An 18,769-nucleotide genomic window follows, 5' to 3' on the forward strand; every position below is an offset into this window, starting at 1 on the left:
TCATTTGTTTTTAAAGCAAAACAACCATCTAAATGTCAGAAAATACTGAAAATTCTCAGGACGGAAGGATTGTCCAGATTAACATCGAGGAGCAGATGAAAACGGCTTACATCGATTACTCCATGTCAGTAATCGTAGGTCGTGCGCTTCCTGATGTAAGGGACGGTTTGAAACCCGTGCACCGCAGGGTGTTGTTTGGTATGAGTGAGCTGGGTAACAACAGCAATAAACCCTACAAGAAATCAGCCCGTATTGTGGGTGAGGTAATGGGTAAATACCATCCTCACGGTGATGCTTCCATTTATGACACCATTGTACGTCTTGCACAGCCCTGGACACTGCGTTACATCCTTGTAGACGGTCAGGGTAACTTCGGTTCCGTGGATGGTGATGCGCCAGCGGCCATGCGTTATACGGAAATCCGTCTGCAGAAAATTGCAGAAGCCATGTTGGAAGATCTCGACAAAGAAACAGTGGATTTCTCCCTGAACTTTGACGATACCCTCGAAGAACCTACTGTATTGCCAACCCGCATCCCTAACCTGTTGGTGAACGGTGCATCTGGTATCGCTGTAGGTATGGCTACGAACATCATGCCCCACAACCTTACCGAGGTGGTGGATGGTCTGATCGCTTACATCGAAAATAAAGAGATCACCAGTGAAGAGCTGATTAAATATGTGAAGGCGCCTGACTTCCCAACCGGTGGTATCATCTACGGTTATGAAGGTGTAAAACAGGGTTTTGAAACAGGCCGTGGCCGTGTGGTAGTACGTGGTAAAGTCAATGTAGAAACTACCAAAGCCGGTCGTGAACGCCTGGTGATCTATGAACTGCCTTACCAGATCAACAAGGCGGTACTGCACCAGAAGATTGCACAACTGGCCGATGATAAGATCATAGAAGGGATCGCTGAAGTACGCGATGAAAGTGACCGTGAAGGTATGCGCCTGGTAATCGATCTGAAACGTGAAGCGATTGCAAACGTTGTGATCAACCAGCTGTATAAATATTCTGAGCTGCAGACTTCTTATGGTATCAACAACGTGGCGCTTGTAAAAGGTCGTCCACGCGTATTGGCACTGAAAGAACTATTGTCTGAATTTGTTGAGTTCCGCCATGAAGTAGTGGTGAGAAGAACACGTTTCGACCTGCGTAAAGCAGAAGAAAAAGCACACATCTTACAGGGTTACCTGATCGCTCTCGATCACCTGGATGAAGTGATTGCTTTGATCCGTGGTTCACGTACACCTGAAGAGGCGAAAGACGGACTGATCTCTCAGTTCGAACTGAGCGAGCTTCAGGCAAAAGCAATCCTGGAACTGCGTTTACAACGTCTGACAGGTATGGAGCGTGATAAGATCAAGGAAGAATTTGATGAGATCATGAAACTGATCAGCCATCTGAAAGACGTATTGAACGACGAAGGAATGCGTTTCAAAATTATCCGTGAAGAACTGGAAGATGTAAAGAAACGTTTTGGCGACGAGCGTAAAACTGAAATTCAGTACCTGGCCAGCGAAATGAGAATGGAAGATATCATCGCAGAAGAAGATGTGGTGATCACCATTTCACACCTGGGTTATATCAAACGTACTTCTGCATACGACTACCGTCAGCAGAAACGTGGAGGCCGTGGCGCACTGGGTGGCAAGACCCGTGAAGAAGATTATATCGAGCACCTGTTCGTAGCGTCTACCCACCATACCATGTTGTTCTTTACAGAAAAAGGACGTTGCTACTGGCTGAAAGTTTACGAAATTCCGGAAGGAGAGAAGAGCGGTAAGGGTAGAGCGATTCAGAACCTGATCAACCTGCCTACCGACGATAAGATCCGTGCGATCATTGATATTAAGGACCTGGGTGATAAAGACTTTATCAACAGCAATTATATCGTACTCTGTACAGCAAATGGTATCATCAAGAAAACCATGCTGGAAGAGTTCTCCCGCCCACGTCAGAACGGTGTAAACGCAATTACCATCAATGAAGGCGACCAGTTGCTGGAAGCTAAGCTGACAAATGGTAACAGCGAAATCATGATGGCGATCAAGAGTGGCCGTGCAATCCGCTTCCCTGAAAACACAGTACGTGATACAGGTCGTGGTGCGATCGGTGTAAGAGGTATCGAAGTGGACAATGATAAGGACGAGGTAGTTGGTATGATTTGTGTAAATAAAGACGAAAATCGTACGGTACTGGTGGTTTCTGAGAACGGTTTTGGTAAGCGTACAGATATCGAAGAGTATAGAGTCACCAACCGTGGCGGTAAGGGTGTAAAAACCATTAACGTAACGGAAAAAACCGGTCGTCTGATTGCTATCCTGGACGTAACTGAAAAGGATGACCTGATGATCACCTGTAAATCAGGTATCACTATCCGTATGGCAGTAGGCGATATCCGCGAAGCGGGCAGGGCTACCCAGGGTGTGAGACTGATCCGCCTGGATGATACTGATCAGATTGCGGCAGTAGCCCGTCTGGATGAGCAGGAAGAACAGGGGGTAGAGCAGGACCTGGAAAACGTTGAGCAGGAGATCGCTCAGCAGGAAATCAGTGATGCTGAAGCCACCAGCGGTGAAGAGACAACTGATGAAGATCAGGCCCCTACAGAGGAAGCACCTAATGAATAATTGATAAAATTACCGCAATTTGCCTGTGCGAACTAATGGTTAAGCAGCGGTTGGTTGTATTTATATAATAAAATGCTGAACTCGTAAATAATACCTTAACCATACTTATAGCAAATAAAAAAAATTGATCATGAAAAAACTATTGGTATCATTTGTCTTTTGCAGTGCAGGATTAGCAGCTGTCGCTCAGCGTGCTAAAGTGAATAGTGCTGAGGAGGCGTTGAAAAGCAAAGATTACGCTAAAGCAACGGCTGACATTCAGGCTGCCCTGGAAAATGATAAGACCAAGAACGAGGCAAAGACTTTTTATGTAAAAGGTAAGATCCTGGAAGCACAGGCTACTGAGCATAAGAGCTCTGCTGAAGCACTGGAAGCATTCGATGCATATAAGAAAGCACTGGAAATCAATCCTAAATTGCCAGAAGCTCTGCTGGAACTGAATCAGCGCATGTTCAACCTGTATGCTACTATTGGTAACGCAGGTTATGGTAACCTGAACGATCAGAAATGGGATTCTGCTTATATCCACTTCAAAGAAGCGTTCTCTGTTGCAGAATTCTACAACAGCAAGAGCCTGGGTGGTTCCATTCCAACTGATACATCTATGACCTTCTACACTGGTTACGCTGCTAGCCAGGCAGGACAGAAAGATGATGCGATCACTTACCTGAGAAAAGCTGCTGACCTGCAGTTCAAAACTGAACCTGCGCTGTATGTAATCCTGGCTCAGGCTTACGAAGAAAAAGGTAACAATGAAGGTTGGCTGAAAGCAATCGAAGAAGGTAAAACTGCTTTCCCTAAGGACAAGCGTTTTAGCGATATGGAGATGATCTACTACTCCAAAACCGGCAAGACCAACGAACTGCTGGCTATCCTGGAGAAGAAGATGGCTGAAAATCCAAATGATTTCAATACAGTACTGGATTACGGTATCCGTGTAGATAACGTAGCTAACCCACGTGCAGAAGATGGTAAAGATGCTGCTAAACCAGCTAATTACGAAGAACTGATGGGTAAAGCAGAAGGTGCTTATAAGAAAGCAATCGAGCTGAAAGCGGATGATGCTACTGCAAACTTCCAGCTGGGTGCTCTGTACTTCAACCGTGCGGTTGGTTTCAACAAGGAACTGAACGATATGGATAGCAAGCAACAGAATTCACCTAAGGCAAAAGAACTGCAGACTAAAGTACAGGCCCTGATGGATCAGTCACTGCCTTACTTTGAGAAAGCTGACCAGAACTTCACTGCGAAGGCTTCATCATTAGATGCAAGCGATAAGCAAACTTACCAGAGCTGCCTGTATGCATTACAGAAGATCTATGCAATCAAGAATGATAATGCAAAGGTAGAAGTAACTAAGAAGAAGCTGGATTCACTGAACTAATTATAAGGGTTCCAGGTATATAACAAAGGCCCGTAGCATTCGCTACGGGCCTTTGTTATTGTGATAGGTTTAGAATTGGCCTGCGGCAGCAAGGAAGAATTCTCTTTTTGGCTGGCGTGGGTTTGAAATTAATTACCTCGCAGGATGTGTTACAAAGTGAAACGCCCAGAATGCTGCCAGCAGCATAAATAGTATAATGATACAGATGATCGCCAGTTGTGTATGACTCGCTATCTGATCTTTCTTTTGTTTTCTGTTTTTTAATTTCTTCATCATCTGCCATTTCATCTGGCGCAGATACACTGGAATAATTTCCTTCTTCTCAAACGCACTTAAGCCTTCCACTGCTTCACTGCACAATTCACAATCTGACAGATGCAACTCCACTTCATGCTGCTTCTCTGCCGACAACTTCCCCTGCACATAATCCAGCAGCTCCTGCTGACTCGGACACTGTGTCGTCGTGAACAAATCATTATATGCATCATTCATAAAATCGTCCATGATTATTGCTTTCCTTGTTTGCTTAATAACAACTTCAAATTTCTTTTCCCGTTTTGAATATAGCTCTTTACCTGTAGCAAACTATATCCTGTCTTTTCCGTAATCTCTGAATAAGAGCATTTTTCAAGATAGAACAATTTTACGCAGATACGTTGTTCATCATTCAACTGTTCCAGTGCCTGTTCCATATTAGTAAGGAGCACTTCTTTCTCTGCTAAGTTAGCTTTTTCTTCAGGAGGGGCAGGATCGTTCAGGTGTTTTTCGTTTACTTCTTCCTGTCTTACATGGTTGCGTTGTCTGAGTTGCATGAGACAATGGTTTTTGGTGACCATATAAATCCATGCCCTGAAAAACTGTACCTGGTGTTTGTTGATATCTGCTAATACTTTCAAAAAGATCTGTTGTACACTATCCCTTGCATCTTCCTCATTTTTAAGGTATTTCATGCACATACCGAGTAGGAGGATGGCATACCTGTCAAAGAGGATGCCTACCCATTGGCTGTTGTCATCGGATTTGTACCGTTGCAGCAGTTCTTCGTCTGTTAATTCCTGGCTGTTCTTGATATTCACGCGATAAAGATAGAAACTTATAATATATAGATGCAGGGTTGGAGGAATTCCATAAAAAAAAGGGGGCGCTACCCAAGGTAGCGCCCCCTTTTTTCTTTGAAAATAGTTCGTCCAGGCCATAATTTGATATGACTCTATAGGATTAAAATTTTCTTTTCGTGCTTATAGCAACAATCGTTTGTACTTAGAGTCTTAAATCAGTTTTTTCTACAGGCTGAAAAAGCACCAATAAAAGGTCGATTTTTGTAACTTAGTAATCTTATTGAGATGGGGGTAATGCCTCAAGCTCGCGCAGGCGTCTGAGATAATTATTTATCTGCGCCTGCTTTCTTTTTTAGCCACTCCTGATTATCAGGTTCCATATATGGCACTCTATTTTTGAGTATAAAATAAGCGGCAATTAGGATTTTGTGTGAAATTGCAATAAGTGCTCGTTTTTTGCCTCTTCGTATACTCAAAGTATAATATTTTCTTTTCAGATAAGTATCTTTCGTATGTGCTGCAGCCCATGCTGCTTCCACGAGTGCGGTTTTAAGGGATCTGTTGCCATGATTGATTCTTTCACTTTTCTTTTTCCGGCACTTTCATTATTACCAGGACATAAACCACACCAACTAGCCAAATGATGCTGATTAGGGAACGCATGCATATCTGTACCTATTTCGGCTAAGATGGCGGTAGCTGTTTGTTTTTGTACTCCGGGAATAGTCTGAAGTAATTTTACTTCTTCCTCCCATTTTTTAAGTACTGATCTATACGGTTATCCACCTGACCAAGTAGGTCATTTAGCTGTAAAATAACAGTTTTAGACAGGCTGAGCATAAAACGGTGATGCTCATTAAGATGGCCTTCTAATGCAAGAATAAGCTCTTGTTTTTTGATTTTGAGCCTACCTTTTGCCAAATTGGCCAATATCATAGGATCCTGTTCTCCTTCAATAATGGCAGTGATCATTGACCAGCCACTTACACCGAATACATCACTGACTACAGTGCTCAATTTGATATTGGCTGTCTCTAAAATGTTCTGTAACCGGTTATATTCACTGGACCGCTGTCCTATTACTTTACGTTTGTATCGGTACAATTCCCGTAATTCGCGAGTGTATTGCGGTGGAATAAAACTTCCCTTTAGTAGCCCGCTTAGCAATAATTTTGCAATCCAGGCACTGTCATTGCGATCGGTCTTATGCCCCGGCACATATTTAATATGCCGGGCATTGACCAGAATAAGTTCAAAGTGAGGTTCCAGTATATTAAAAACAGGCTTCCAGTAAACCCCCGTGCTCTCCATTGCGACATGTGTAATGCCGGATTCTTCAAGCCAAGCTACCAGGTCCCTAAGTGAACTTGTGAAAGTGCTAAAAGTGCGGGTTTGTTCTTCCAACCCATTTCCTCTGATGGTGGCTACTACATTCTCCTGGTGAACATCGAGGCCACAGCCGCGACTCACAACCTGTTCAAAACTGATATGTGATTGTTCCATGGTAGTACTTTTGTCGAAGGTACCACCATTTTCATAGTCGTTTGTGAACCCGGTTCATGAGGGTTTTTTATGAAGAAGAAATAATTACAAACTATCCAGTGCAGACTGTGCTTTATCTTTCATCGGCCCATTCATCCGCACTACTTCTTTAAACATCCTGCGGGCTTTTCCTGTCTGCCCTTTGCTACGATAGCAGACAGCCAGTTGATAACGGGACAGCTCCCCATATTTGGATTTACTATCTGAAAGGTGTTTATACCTCGAAATCGCTTCGTTTAAGTCACCTTGCTGATGGTAGACCATCGCTGCCTTGTACAGGAATTCATCCGTACCTGTGGGTTGTACATCGGCGGTCTTTTTATCATCGTCATCATCCTTTTCCTTCTCTTTTTTAGGAGCAGGAGGGGTTTCTTTTTTCTCTGCTACCGGGGCAGGTGTTTCTTTAGCCGGTTGCAAAGTGGATTTTTCCTCCTTTTTGGCCGGTGGTGAAGTAGACTTATCGTCCTTTTGCTCTGCAGGAGGAGTTTTCTTTACAGAATCTTTTGGAGGAGCCGGTTTTGGTGCTACTGGCGCCGATGCCGCTTTGATGGTGTCTTTTTTCACCACAGGGATTGGTTTTACCTCCCCTGGCACAGGTTGCCTCCGTTGCAATGTATCTGCTACAGGAGCAGCATGAGCCGTAGCTGCCGCCCTTTCCGTTGCCTGTACGACCGGCTGACTCTGACTCGTCTGAATTGGTTCTATCACTTTGTCAGCTGCCGCTAACTGCTGTACCGGATTCATTGCCCTGAACCGATTCTGATGCTGTACCAGATAAACCCCGCCAGCACCCAGTGCTACGGCTGCGACTACCCAGAAATATATCAGGAAACTCTCTTTCTTCTGCTCCAACCGCTGATACCGTTCTACCTTCTGTGTAGTCGATACCTTGCGCACACTATTGCGGATATACTGCTGTATATTCACTGACAAGGGTTGGTACTGCTCTCTATGTTTCGCCTGCGATAATGCCTGCAACGCATCAAAGCAAAGATCACAATCCACCAGGTGCTGTTCCAGCAAATGTTTTTCCAGGTCTGTGAGTCGCCCGTCTAAATAACGGGGCAATTGGTCCCTGTTCATACACCGAACCGTGCTGAAGATCTTGAGTATCTTATCGTTATTTTCCAAATTACTGCTCATTGGATTGTTTCATGAGTATTGAAGCCATATGCTGTTTAGCATTTTTCAGGATCTGCCTGGCTTTTTCGATGGAATACTTCTTACTCCCGGCCAACTGGGCCAAAGGCTGCTGTTCCAGGTAAAATTTCGTCAGGAATAATTTCTCCTCAGCGGGCAATTGACTAATCACCACATTCATCTGCGCTAAGAGCTGCTGCTGTTCCTTTTGGTTCATAGCAGCATGTTCAATCCTGTTTTCGACTTGCTGGATTTCTCTGGATTCAGTTGTAGAGAAGAAGGGCAGATTCCTGTCAGACTTATCCTGAATGGCCTTTACATTGTAATGGATCCACTCATTCACCTTATGAATGGTTTGGGTCTTCAAAGAATTACTCAGGCGCTGTAGCAGCACCGGAAACACTTCATCCGCGCCCCTTCCGGGGGCGGTATTTAAATAAGGCAGGCATACAGCCACCATGAGGTGACTATACCTTTCCAAAAGAACACCTTCGGCTTCCTGGTCTTTCAACTTTCTCGCCCGGGATATTAATTCTTTGTCCGACAAATTAGTTAACTGCTGTAGCATAGTGTTACCTATATTTACATATGAGAACCCAAAAGGTTTCATTAGACATATAATTATTTTAGACAATTAATATGCCATATGCAATTACGGTGGTGCCTGTCATGCCTTTAAGGGCAGAACCTGCCCACAGAAGTGAAATGATCTCACAGGCATTGTGGGGAGAATGCGTAACCATCACAGCACACGGACAAGATGGCTGGGTAAAGGTAAAATGTCAGTACGATGAATATGAGGGGTGGGTGACTGTTAACCACCTGGAAATCATAGAAGAAGAATTATTTAATGCGCCCTATACACACTACACTGCCAAATGGGCCAACACTGTCAGCATGAACGGTCAGCCTATGCAGGTGCCTTTGGGCTGCTTAGTAAAAACCACCGATGAGGCTGTAACAGTTTGGGGAAAGTATACGGTACAATTTGAGGAAAGCCTTTTAAAACCATTTTTGGACGAGGCAGGCCTGCGTGAACGGGCATTTCAGTTCCTGAATACAGCCTATTTATGGGGCGGAAAGTCTGTATACGGCGTGGATTGTTCCGGCTTTACACAGACGGTTTTTAAGACGCTTGGGATCTCATTAATGAGGGATGCTTATCAGCAGGCGGCACAGGGTACGGTGGTAGATTTTTTACAGGAGGTGAGATTGGGAGACCTGGCGTTTTTTGACAATGAAGCGGGTAGGATCACGCATGTGGGAATTCTGTTGAATGATCAGGAGATCATACATTCATCTGGTAGGGTAAGGGTAGATCCAATAGATAATCAGGGGATCATTAATTCAGAGACAGGAGTGCGTACCCACAACCTCAGAATCATCAAACGATATATCTAAAACAATACGCCGATTTGTATGGCCGGCTTGCAACAAAAAAGGTTTTGCCGGAGGCAAAACCTTTTTTGTTGCACTTTTTTAATTTAAAAGGGGGGCTGGCTGGCGCTCCCTTTTAAAAACTACTTATTGAACTTCTTCTTGTAGCCTTCAATGCTCTCAAGAATAATCCTTTCAGCAACTTCTTTATTCTGGAATTCAGCCACTTTAACTTCCTTATGCTCGAGTCTCTTGTACTCTTCAAAGAAGTGACGCATTTCAGCTGTGAAATGAGGCGGTAATTCAGAAATATCGTTAATATAGTTCACACTCATATCATTTGCAGCTACAGCGATGATCTTATCATCTGCCTCACCACCATCGATCATCTGCATTACACCGATAACCTTTGCTTCCATAATACACATTGGCACTACATCCACCTGTGACAGGATCAGGATATCCAATGGATCATGATCATCACAATATGTCTGAGGAATAAAGCCATAGTTTGCAGGGTAGTATACGGAAGAATACAGCACTCTGTCTAATTTAAGCAGACCAGTTTCCTTGTCCAGCTCATATTTAGCGCGGCAGCCTTTTGGTATTTCAATAATCGCATTTACGACTTTGGGTGATTCAGATCCTGTGCTGACTTGATGCCAGGGATTGTTCGTCGTCATCTTCAAAACTATTTATTTGTTTATTATTATTTTGGTGTCGCCGGCATCGTCAATATTACAAAAAGAAAGAAGCTGTCCAAGTCGGTTGCGGGACTTAGGTCAGCTGTTTAACTTTATGCAATGTGGAATTTAACTTTTGCTGGCGCGTAGCAAAAATAAGGAACTCAACTGTAAATCCAAACTTACAGGGATGTTAGGACTATTTTTGGTCCGGAGACTGTACTCCAACCGAATCCGGCTGCATCGCGCTGGCAGAATCCATGATCGGGGTAGCCGGAGGCATATAATTAGGAATTATACTTTCTAATGACAGCGATATTTTCCACTGGCCATTCTCTTTCACCAACAGTAAACGCTCCTGCTGTTTAGAGGAAGAGTTAAGCACGGTCACTGTCGCTTTATCTCCATTTTCCTCTGCATTTACGACCTCTATACCCGCTTTTTTGATCTTTTCTCTTTCTGTCTCATTCCTGCGGGCATCAAAAAATGAATATAACTGAATCACCTGCTGCGATTCCCTCGTCGCGTAATCTCTGGCGAGATCGAAGTTAGATTCCTGAATAGCATGCATAAAATTCAGTGCTACCTCCTGTGGGGAAGCCCGCTTTTTGCAACCGCTCAGTACAACACCGGATATTAAAACCAGGACAAGAAAGCGCAGATAATTGGTCATGCAATTGTTCATTATAGATAAGAGGTAACAAAAATAGGAGGAAAGTAGAAATTTACAAAAAAGCGATAATGAGTTAGTGGCCATGGTTGCAGACTTGTATTCCCTAAAAGAATAATTGTTGTGTCTGGCCATCGGTACAGGTTCGTGTTGTTGTTCAATTCGCATAATAAAAAGTGAACATACAATAAACACTGTTAAGGAAGTGTTAATTATCCCTGCGCTCCTCTTTTTCTTTATCTCTGTCCCGGTCTCTGTCCCTTTCCCTGTTACGGTGATTTTGATTTTGTTGCTGGTATTGTTCCTCTTTTTCTTTTGCCGCATCGTATGCACGTATAATCGCTTTTACCAGGCGGTGTCTTACCACATCTTCTTCATCCAGTTCCAGATAGCCAATACCATCTACGTTACGGAGAATACGACTGGCTTTTGTCAGACCTGACTGCTGATTTTTGGGCAGATCCACCTGCGTCATATCACCGGTGATGATCGCTTTTGCACTTGGACCGATACGGGTCAGGAACATTTTCATCTGTAGGTCGGTCGCATTCTGCGCTTCATCCAGAATAATGAAGGAGTTGTCCAGTGTACGGCCACGCATGTATGCCAGCGGAGCAATTTCAATGACACGGTTGGTCATATAATAGCTCAGTTTATCTGCAGGGATCATGTCGTCGAGGGCATCGTACAGTGGGCGCAGGTATGGATCAATCTTTTCTTTGAGATCGCCTGGGAGGAAGCCAAGGTTTTCACCAGCTTCTACGGCAGGACGGGTAAGGATGATTTTCCTGACAGCCTTATTTTTCAGAGCACGAACAGCAAGTGCCACAGCAGTATACGTCTTACCGGTACCAGCAGGGCCGATGGCGAAGATGATGTCATTCTTTTCTGCCATCGCTACCATCTTTTTCTGATTGGCGGTCCTTGCTCTTACATTGCGGCCGTTAGGACCAAATACGAGGATTTCGTTGGAATTACGGTCTTTGAAGTTATCAACCGCTTCTTCGTCTCCTAAAATTTGTTCAAAGTAATTTTCACTAAGGTTACCATTGCGCTCAAGGTAAGAAATGATTTGAGTGATTTTTTCCTGTGCTGTCGCTACTTCTTCCGGTGCACCGGAGATTTTGAGTTGAGTACCCCGGGAGAGAATCTTTAACAGCGGGAATTTTTTCTTCAGCAGGTCGAGCTTTCCATTGTTGACCCCAAAAAATTCTATAGGGTTAATGCTGTCTAAGTTGATGATTGATTCTGTCAAGTGTTGTCTTATTTAAGAGTGAAAAGGGACTGCCGGTCAAATCACGCACGGCTGTCATAAAAGCTGTGACAATAACCACGCCAAAGCCTGTTTCTTACATAGTTCTCTTACTTTGTCAGGATGATGATATGCAGCCGCAACGATCATTTCGTATTCAATGTTAAAAAACTGTAAGCATTTTGCAAAATGCCCCTTTTGATTTATTACCAAAATTAATGGGAAAACGACCTCAATGCAATTTTTAACAGGGAATATTCACAGGAAGTTCAAAAGAATAAATGAAAAGATTGTGATTGCGCTATGGGCTTGTAGAAAAATATCTACCAAAAAATAATAATATATTCCTTATTTTTAAGACCTTATCCTACAGAAAATTATGAATGATGCCATTATAAACAAGGCACTCGCTTCGTTTGTACCGGCACTGTTACTAGACCTTTATGGAAACCTGTTATCGGCCAATGATAAGGCCAGGGGACTTGTGCAGTTACCGGGGGGGAATGTAGAAAAAGTCCATTATGATCACCTGTTCGGAGAGAGAACGGGCGTATACTGGGGAGCATTATTAGCAACCTTTCAAAACGGACTAAAAGCCTGCGTGGAATTTGCAGGTCCGGATGGCCAATGGACAGCATGGCAGTTGTTGGCCCAGGATGAATATTTTGTACTACTGGGGCATGAAACAGCCCAGCCAGATAAACTATTTTTTCACCTTCCATTGGGTATTCAACAATTCTCAGTGGATGGCTACCCTATAAAAAGCAACGCTTTACAACAAGCTGTCTGGGGCCCTCATCACCCTGTTTTTATACAGCCTGGATACAATATCCTCCGGGACCCGGTATATCGCCAGATCGGCCTTAGCCAACTATTTGAGGAAGTAGCCGAAACCGGCCGGTCCGCTAAAAAAGAGATCTTACTCCGCTACCAGGAAAATACCGTTGGCGATTCCATCCGGCTATCTCCCTGTTATTATGAGGCGATCGTTTTCCCGGCTTTCAACCAGCAACGACAAATTACAGATCTATACCTGCTGCTCAAGGAAGTTACGGCGCAAAAATTGACCCTCATGGGTTTGGAAAAGAGTGCCCGCCTGCTGGAAAGTGTCGTGGAGCACCTGCCTATCGGCTATGTACAGTTCGATCACCATGGTTTCATGCGCCGGATCAATCACACTCACCGGGAGTTTTTGAAGGTACGGCCAGGCCTTGTAGAAGGCGCTTACAACATCATGAGCGATCCTTTTGCCCGTTTGTATGGGTTTAACGAACTGTTTATGACGGTAGTGACAGAGAATAAAATGGTCCGCAAAGAAATTGAAGTCGACTTCTCTGCCGAGACCATCTTTACAGACATGTCGGAGGTCCGCTGGATGGACTATACCCTTTTCCCACTCCAGGACCCAGTAAATAAAAAGACAATCGTCGTTGCACTCATCAACGATATCACTGACAAGAAGCTTGAACATTTCATGCGTACTGAGCTGCAGCGTAATACAGAACAACTGCACCTCTTCTTCGACGCTGTTGATATGGGATACGCCACCCTGGAGCGCGACGGCCGGGTCAACTTCATCAACAGAAAGGCTGCACAAATGGCCGGTGTGGAAATTCAGCCAGGGAGTAATATCTTTGACATTATCCCTGAGTTTAGAACGCCGTCTCCATTTTTGGACAGATTGGCACAGGCAATGAAAAGTACTGTATCAGAATCTTTCAGCAGTTACTTTTACAGGGTAGACAAGTGTTACGATTTCCTTGTCACACCTATGCGTGACAACACTGTCTCCGTTTTCATCCGGGATATTACCGGTAGCCGTAAACTGCAAAAAGAATTACACAGGGCAAATAGTCAGCTGAGTAAGCTGAACCGGAACTTATTGAATCAAAACCAGCAGCTGGAAGACTTTGCGCATATCACTTCGCACAACCTGCGGGCGCCCATCGCCAACCTGAAAGCACTGATGCAACTGCACAATCATTCCGATGAAGAAGAGGAGAAGATCGAATACCTGGGTATGCTCGAATCTGTGATCAACAAAACAGATGAGACACTCAATGACCTGGTAAACGTAGTGCAGATACGAAAAGAAACGGATATCCAGCAGGAAGTGATTTCGTTCGAAGAGAGACTGGAATATGTATTGCATGTACTGATGCAGGAAGTGAACCAGAGCGGTCTGCGCATTACCACAGACTTTCAGGAAGCATCAATGATCAGGTTTCCCCGTATATATTTAGACAGCATTCTGCAAAACCTGATCACCAACGCCATCCGTTACCGCATGCCCGATGTGCCGCCAACCCTGCACTTCAGCAGCCGGAAAGAGAAAGGCATGATCACGCTCACTGCGGAAGACAATGGAATGGGGATTGATATGAACCGCTTTGGCAGCAAGCTATTTGGGTTCAGGAAAACCTTTCATAAAAATGCTGACGCAAAGGGAATCGGCTTATTTATTACCAAAACTCAGGTAGAAGCAATGGGAGGAAGTATAAGTGCAGAAAGTAGACCTGGCTGGGGTACCAAATTTATTATTACCTTTAAAACCGAATAAATCCCTGTATGCAACTGCTCAATATGATCTTTATTGTTGACGATGACCCGATTCATCAGCAAATAGCGAACCTGATGATCAAACGACAAGGGATCGGGGAGAAGGTGAAGGCATTTTCTGAAGCACAGGACGCGCTCAAGTACCTGCGCGAATACATTTACGAGCCGGACCTGCTGCCAGACCTGATTTTGCTTGATCTGAACATGCCAGTCATGGATGGCTGGGATTTCCTGAATGATTATGCCGGATTCTATGAGCAACTACCAAAGAAGATCGGCATTTTTGTACTCACTTCCTCTATCGATGATAGTGATAGAAAGAAGGTAGACGATTATGCTTTTGTAAAAGGGTACCTCACGAAACCTTTATCCAGCGAGATTATCAACAAGCTCCAGGCGGAGTAAAAATAAAAAATCCCGCCATTTATAGTGGGCGGGACCAAATATGTGTTTGAACACGATTATGCATACTTCAGTGCCTTAATGGCTTCAGCAGGATCCGGGGCATTGAATACCGAACTGCCAGCTACCAATACATCGGCTCCGGCCGCTATTATATCCGCAGCATTGTCCGCAGTAATACCTCCATCTACTTCAATTAATGCATGTGCCTGATGAGCATCTATCAGGGCGCGTAACTGCTTTATTTTAGTCAATGACTGGTCTATGAAGTGCTGACCGCCGAAACCGGGGTTCACGCTCATGATGAGCACGAGGTCGACGTCTTTGATCACATTTTCCAGCAGCTGTACGGGTGTATGTGGGTTCAGGGCTACGCCTGCCTGCATGCCGAGGTTTTTGATCTGCTGGATATTGCGATGTAAGTGGGTACATGCTTCATAGTGTACGGTTAGAATGTCTGCACCGGCCTTTTTGAAGTCTTCCGCATACTTCTCCGGTTCTTCTATCATCAGGTGCACATCACAGATCTTGCGGGCTGCTCTTTTTATATGGGAAATGACGGGGAGTCCAAAGCTGATATTAGGCACAAAACGTCCGTCCATTACATCGAGGTGCAACCAGTCCGCCTCACTGTTATTCAGCATGTCTACTTCCTTGCCGAGCTCCAGGAAATTGGAGGCAAGGAGGGAGGGGGCTATAAGGGTGGTCTTCTTTTTCAAAGGAACAACGTTTTTTTGAGTGACGAATGTAACTTATTTCTGTATGTTGGCCAGCGCCTCTTTGGCTTCTTTGAAGTCTTTCTTAAAGGTTACAGCCTTGGAATAATCGTCGATAGCGGCCTGTTTACGGCCTAGTTTTTCGTTGCACCTGCCACGGTAGTAATAGGCTTCACCATCGGTCGGCCCTGACTTACAGGCCATGTTAAAGTAGTTGTAAGCCGGCTGCCATTCCTGCTGTCTGAAATAGATCATTCCTAAAGCAAAATAGTTGTCTCCATCTTCCGCATCGATATTGATGGCATTTTTGAATGCCGTGATGGCTTCTGCCATTTTACTTTCCTGCTCATAGAACTTACCCATAGCGTAGAGCGCGTCATCATTGGTCGAATCCATTCTGGCTGCCAGCTGATAGTACTGCAATGAAGCGGGTGCATGCCGCTGAGCCAGCAGATCGCCCAGCTCCATCACCGCATCGTAGTCACTTTGTAAACCTGCCTGATCCACAGCTGTACGCAGGTATTGGATGGCGAGGGTGGTATCTTTATTCTCTTCTGCGATCTTCGCTTTCAGATAATAGGCTTTATCGTGATTGGCAGGATCATTGGCCAGTTTAGAAGCCAGGCTGTCTGCGCGTTTGTATTGTTTATCTTCGATCAGGGCGGTGGCGAGGCGGTATTGCAGGTAAGCATACTTTGGCGCCAGGTGCTGGGCTTTTTCGAAGTTGGCCACTGCTTCTTTGTAGTTGGCGATTAAAATAGCGGCTTCTCCTGCACCTGCCCAATAGTCAGGAACGTTGGGCTTGAGCTGTGCAGCTTTTTCAAAGTCTTTTTGTGCCAGCGCCGGGTCTGTGTTGAATAATAGTAGGGCTCTTCTGAAATGCAGGTCTGCATTGTCAGGAAATTTATTGAGAGAATCTGTCAACGGCTGTATCATAGGCGCATAGAGCGCGGAATCTTTTGTTGCATCTGCTGAATGCCCTGCGGAGTTGGAGTTGCAGGCAAACAGGATCGGCAATGCAAAAACGGCCAGGTATTTCATACAGCAATATTAAAATAAAAAAGAACTTGTATCAAAAGAAAGATACAAGTTCTTTTAAGTAGAAAACCTTTATTGCTGCATCAGCCAGCCTTTCAGGGCTGCGTAGTCATTCGGGAGTTGTACAGACTCTTTTTCCAGTGAATACAGGTATTGTACGCTCTCCGGAGTTACAATCTGTGATTGCAGACTGGTGGGTGCGGTGTCTGCGAATTTTACCGGGTGAGCGGTTTCGAGGAACACACCGGTTGTATCGGCGCCTGCCAGGTACTTTTGCAGACCCAGGTAGCCTACGGCACCATGTGGATCCAGCATATAGTGATGTTTACTCCATACAGCTTCCATGGTGGCTACAGTCGCCTTATCATCGAAACTGTAAGCCGTGAGCTTTTCTTTCAGTGCCGGCAGGCTGTTGGTAAATAGTTGCAGTATTCTTACAAAGTTGCTCGGATCGGCTACGTCCATCGCGTTGGAAAGCGTAGGCTTTGCCTGTCCTGGTTCGTACTGGCCATTTTCCATGAAACGGGGTACGGTATCATTCACATTTGTACTGGCTACAAAATGTTTTACCGGCAGTCCCATAGCGGCAGCCATCATACCTGCGCAGATGTTACCGAAGTTACCGGAAGGTACAGAGAACACCACCTCTTTTTGCAGTTGTTTATAAGCCAGCAGGTAATAGAACATCTGTGGCAGCCAGCGGGCTACGTTGATAGAGTTCGCGCTGGTGAGGAGGCTGTGTGCCTGTAGTTCTGCATCCAGGAAAGCGGTTTTCACCATACGCTGACAGTCATCGAAGGTGCCGGCTATTTCCAGGGCAGTGATATTCTTACCCAGTGTAGTCAGTTGTTTTTCCTGCAGGGTGCTCACTTTACCACTTGGGTAGAGGATCACCACTTTCACACCTGGTACATCGTAGAAGCCATTGGCTACAGCGCCGCCGGTATCGCCGGAAGTAGCTACCAGCACGGTTACGGGGCGGGTATCATTCCTGCGGAAATAACCGAGACAACCAGCCATAAAGCGGGCGCCTACGTCCTTGAAGGCGAGGGTAGGACCATGCCAGAGTTCAAGGGAATAAATATTGTCGTGAACAGGTGCAACAGGGAAAGGGAAGCTCAATGTATCGGCAATGATCTTACGCAGCACATCATCAGGGATCTCTTCACCTACAAAAGGTTTGATGGCAGCATAGCCGATTTCAACTTCGCTGAGCGTACCGATATTTTCGAAGAAGCTTTTTTCAAATGCAGGAATGTGCTCCGGGAAGTACAAACCTTTGTCTGGCGCAAGGCCTGCTACTACTGCATCTTCGAACGATACGATATGATCTTTATTCTGTAAACTATAGTATTTCATTTGTGATTACGCTTTTGATATTTTCACACCTTCCGTATTGATTTTGGATACATGGATTTTATAATCCACGCCCAGGGGTGCATATACGGTATTCATCATCTCTGCTACATTGCGGGCATTGGCTTCACCTTTGCTCAGCATGAATACAGAAGGACCGGAGCCGGAGATACCACCACCTAGTGCACCTGCTTCCTTACATTTTACTTTCAGTTCATAGAAAGCAGGAATGAGGATCGCACGTACCGGTTCTACAATCACATCTTCCAGAGAACGGCTGATGAGGTCATAGTTTTCCTGGTAGAGGCCTGCTACGAGTGCGCCGACGTTGCCCCACTGGCGGATAGCATCTGTCATGAGCACTTTTTGTTTCAGGATCTCGCGGGCATCGGAAGTTTTCACTTCAATCTGGGGATGGATGACCGTCACCCAGAGTTCTGATGGTGTATGGAGGCTTGTAATATCAAGCGGTTTATAACTTCTTACGAGGGTGAAGCCACCCAGGATAGCGGGGGCTACGTTGTCTGCGTGTGCAGCGCCACTGGCCAGTCTTTCACCTTCCATTGCAAAGCGTACGAGTTGCTTACGTGTGAATGGTTCGCCCAGCAGATGGTTCGCACCTACTACAGCGCCTGCGCTACTGGCGGCACTGGAGCCAATGCCACTACCTGGCGTGATATTCTTAAATAATTCCAGCTCTATACCTGCATCCGGATTTCCAAGCTTTTGCAACAATGCCTGTATTGCCACGCCACATACGTTCTGCGCCGGGTCTGTAGACAGATTGGCACCATGTACTTTTGTGATAGTCACGCCTGGTTTGTCACTCCTGCGCATGATGAATTCATCGCCGGGTGCTTCCATGGCCAACCCGATCACATCAAAGCCACAGGCTACATTGGCTACCGTTGCGGGGGCAAATACTTTTATACAATCATTTTCCATCAGTCTTTGCTTTG

18 protein-coding genes and 1 pseudogene are annotated in these 18,769 nt (G+C 45.1%); 5 read left to right on the forward strand and 14 right to left on the reverse strand.

The genetic code is table 11. The annotated features are described in order from the left end of the window. The first annotated feature begins 32 nt into the window (after positions 1 to 32). Together gyrA and QQL36_RS20605 are read left to right on the forward strand one after the other, a co-directional pair. Complete coding sequence (gene gyrA / locus QQL36_RS20600; RefSeq protein ID WP_083729112.1) at positions 33 to 2,633, forward strand: DNA gyrase subunit A; 2,601 nt, start codon at positions 33 to 35, stop codon at positions 2,631 to 2,633. A gap of 130 nt (positions 2,634 to 2,763) precedes the next feature. Next, entirely contained in the window at positions 2,764 to 4,017 is a 1,254-nt protein-coding gene (locus tag QQL36_RS20605; RefSeq protein WP_083729114.1) for a tetratricopeptide repeat protein, read from the forward strand. 132 nt (positions 4,018 to 4,149) lie between these two features. Here QQL36_RS20605 and QQL36_RS20610 read toward each other — a convergent pair whose 3' ends face one another. The 7 genes and pseudogenes from QQL36_RS20610 to QQL36_RS20635 all read right to left on the reverse strand — a co-directional run bounded on the left by QQL36_RS20610 (position 4,150) and on the right by QQL36_RS20635 (position 8,325). Next, entirely contained in the window at positions 4,150 to 4,521 is a 372-nt protein-coding gene (locus QQL36_RS20610; protein ID WP_321566634.1) for a hypothetical protein, read from the reverse strand. A 2-nt stretch (positions 4,522 to 4,523) separates the two neighbouring features. Next, on the reverse strand, positions 4,524 to 5,093 hold the full coding sequence (locus tag QQL36_RS20615; protein ID WP_083729118.1) for an RNA polymerase sigma factor: 570 nt from the start codon (positions 5,091 to 5,093) through the stop codon (positions 4,524 to 4,526). Between the two features lie 308 nt (positions 5,094 to 5,401). Further along, on the reverse strand, positions 5,402 to 5,614 hold the full coding sequence (locus QQL36_RS20620; protein WP_321566646.1) for a hypothetical protein: 213 nt from the start codon (positions 5,612 to 5,614) through the stop codon (positions 5,402 to 5,404). After that, positions 5,615 to 5,799, reverse strand: a pseudogene (locus QQL36_RS35720) (IS110 family transposase); the annotation flags it as partial. A gap of 14 nt (positions 5,800 to 5,813) precedes the next feature. Next, entirely contained in the window at positions 5,814 to 6,578 is a 765-nt protein-coding gene (locus tag QQL36_RS20625; RefSeq protein ID WP_321566635.1) for an IS110 family transposase, read from the reverse strand. Positions 6,579 to 6,662: 84 nt separating this feature from the next. Next, positions 6,663 to 7,760: a tetratricopeptide repeat protein gene (locus QQL36_RS20630; RefSeq protein ID WP_321566636.1), complete on the reverse strand. Its 1,098-nt coding sequence runs from the start codon at positions 7,758 to 7,760 to the stop codon at positions 6,663 to 6,665. Continuing rightward, a complete protein-coding gene (locus tag QQL36_RS20635) occupies positions 7,750 to 8,325 on the reverse strand; it encodes a sigma-70 family RNA polymerase sigma factor (RefSeq protein WP_143709132.1) in 576 nt (191 codons plus the stop codon). The genes QQL36_RS20630 and QQL36_RS20635 overlap by 11 nt, the downstream gene beginning before the upstream one ends. A gap of 71 nt (positions 8,326 to 8,396) precedes the next feature. Between QQL36_RS20635 and QQL36_RS20640 the strand changes: the two genes are divergently transcribed. After that, positions 8,397 to 9,158: a C40 family peptidase gene (locus QQL36_RS20640; RefSeq protein ID WP_321566637.1), complete on the forward strand. Its 762-nt coding sequence runs from the start codon at positions 8,397 to 8,399 to the stop codon at positions 9,156 to 9,158. Between the two features lie 119 nt (positions 9,159 to 9,277). Here QQL36_RS20640 and QQL36_RS20645 read toward each other — a convergent pair whose 3' ends face one another. The 3 genes from QQL36_RS20645 to QQL36_RS20655 form a co-directional block, all read right to left on the reverse strand. Further along, a complete protein-coding gene (locus tag QQL36_RS20645) occupies positions 9,278 to 9,817 on the reverse strand; it encodes an inorganic diphosphatase (RefSeq protein ID WP_083729879.1) in 540 nt (179 codons plus the stop codon). Between the two features lie 199 nt (positions 9,818 to 10,016). Further along, positions 10,017 to 10,490 (reverse strand): DUF4878 domain-containing protein, encoded by a 474-nt coding sequence (locus QQL36_RS20650; protein ID WP_321566638.1) that lies wholly within the window; start codon positions 10,488 to 10,490, stop codon positions 10,017 to 10,019. A 205-nt stretch (positions 10,491 to 10,695) separates the two neighbouring features. Then, on the reverse strand, positions 10,696 to 11,742 hold the full coding sequence (locus QQL36_RS20655; protein ID WP_083729877.1) for a PhoH family protein: 1,047 nt from the start codon (positions 11,740 to 11,742) through the stop codon (positions 10,696 to 10,698). Between the two features lie 376 nt (positions 11,743 to 12,118). On the opposite strand from QQL36_RS20655, the gene QQL36_RS20660 reads away from it, so the two are divergent. Together QQL36_RS20660 and QQL36_RS20665 are read left to right on the forward strand one after the other, a co-directional pair. Further along, positions 12,119 to 14,299: an ATP-binding protein gene (locus QQL36_RS20660; protein WP_321566639.1), complete on the forward strand. Its 2,181-nt coding sequence runs from the start codon at positions 12,119 to 12,121 to the stop codon at positions 14,297 to 14,299. A gap of 8 nt (positions 14,300 to 14,307) precedes the next feature. Then, positions 14,308 to 14,703, forward strand: coding sequence for a response regulator (locus QQL36_RS20665; protein WP_083729875.1), 396 nt, complete (start codon positions 14,308 to 14,310; stop codon positions 14,701 to 14,703). Between the two features lie 56 nt (positions 14,704 to 14,759). Here the strand turns inward: QQL36_RS20665 and rpe are convergent, their stop codons facing one another. The 4 genes from rpe to QQL36_RS20685 form a co-directional block, all read right to left on the reverse strand. After that, positions 14,760 to 15,419, reverse strand: coding sequence for a ribulose-phosphate 3-epimerase (gene rpe / locus QQL36_RS20670; protein ID WP_083729874.1), 660 nt, complete (start codon positions 15,417 to 15,419; stop codon positions 14,760 to 14,762). A 33-nt stretch (positions 15,420 to 15,452) separates the two neighbouring features. After that, positions 15,453 to 16,457 (reverse strand): tetratricopeptide repeat protein, encoded by a 1,005-nt coding sequence (locus QQL36_RS20675; RefSeq protein WP_083729873.1) that lies wholly within the window; start codon positions 16,455 to 16,457, stop codon positions 15,453 to 15,455. Positions 16,458 to 16,526: 69 nt separating this feature from the next. Continuing rightward, on the reverse strand, positions 16,527 to 17,813 hold the full coding sequence (gene thrC, locus QQL36_RS20680; protein WP_321566640.1) for a threonine synthase: 1,287 nt from the start codon (positions 17,811 to 17,813) through the stop codon (positions 16,527 to 16,529). Positions 17,814 to 17,819: 6 nt separating this feature from the next. Beyond that, complete coding sequence (locus QQL36_RS20685) at positions 17,820 to 18,755, reverse strand: homoserine kinase (protein WP_083729871.1); 936 nt, start codon at positions 18,753 to 18,755, stop codon at positions 17,820 to 17,822. Positions 18,756 to 18,769: the final 14 nt, after the last annotated feature.

It is taken from the genome of Chitinophaga sp. LS1, from assembly GCF_034274695.1.
Classification (GTDB): domain Bacteria; phylum Bacteroidota; class Bacteroidia; order Chitinophagales; family Chitinophagaceae; genus Chitinophaga.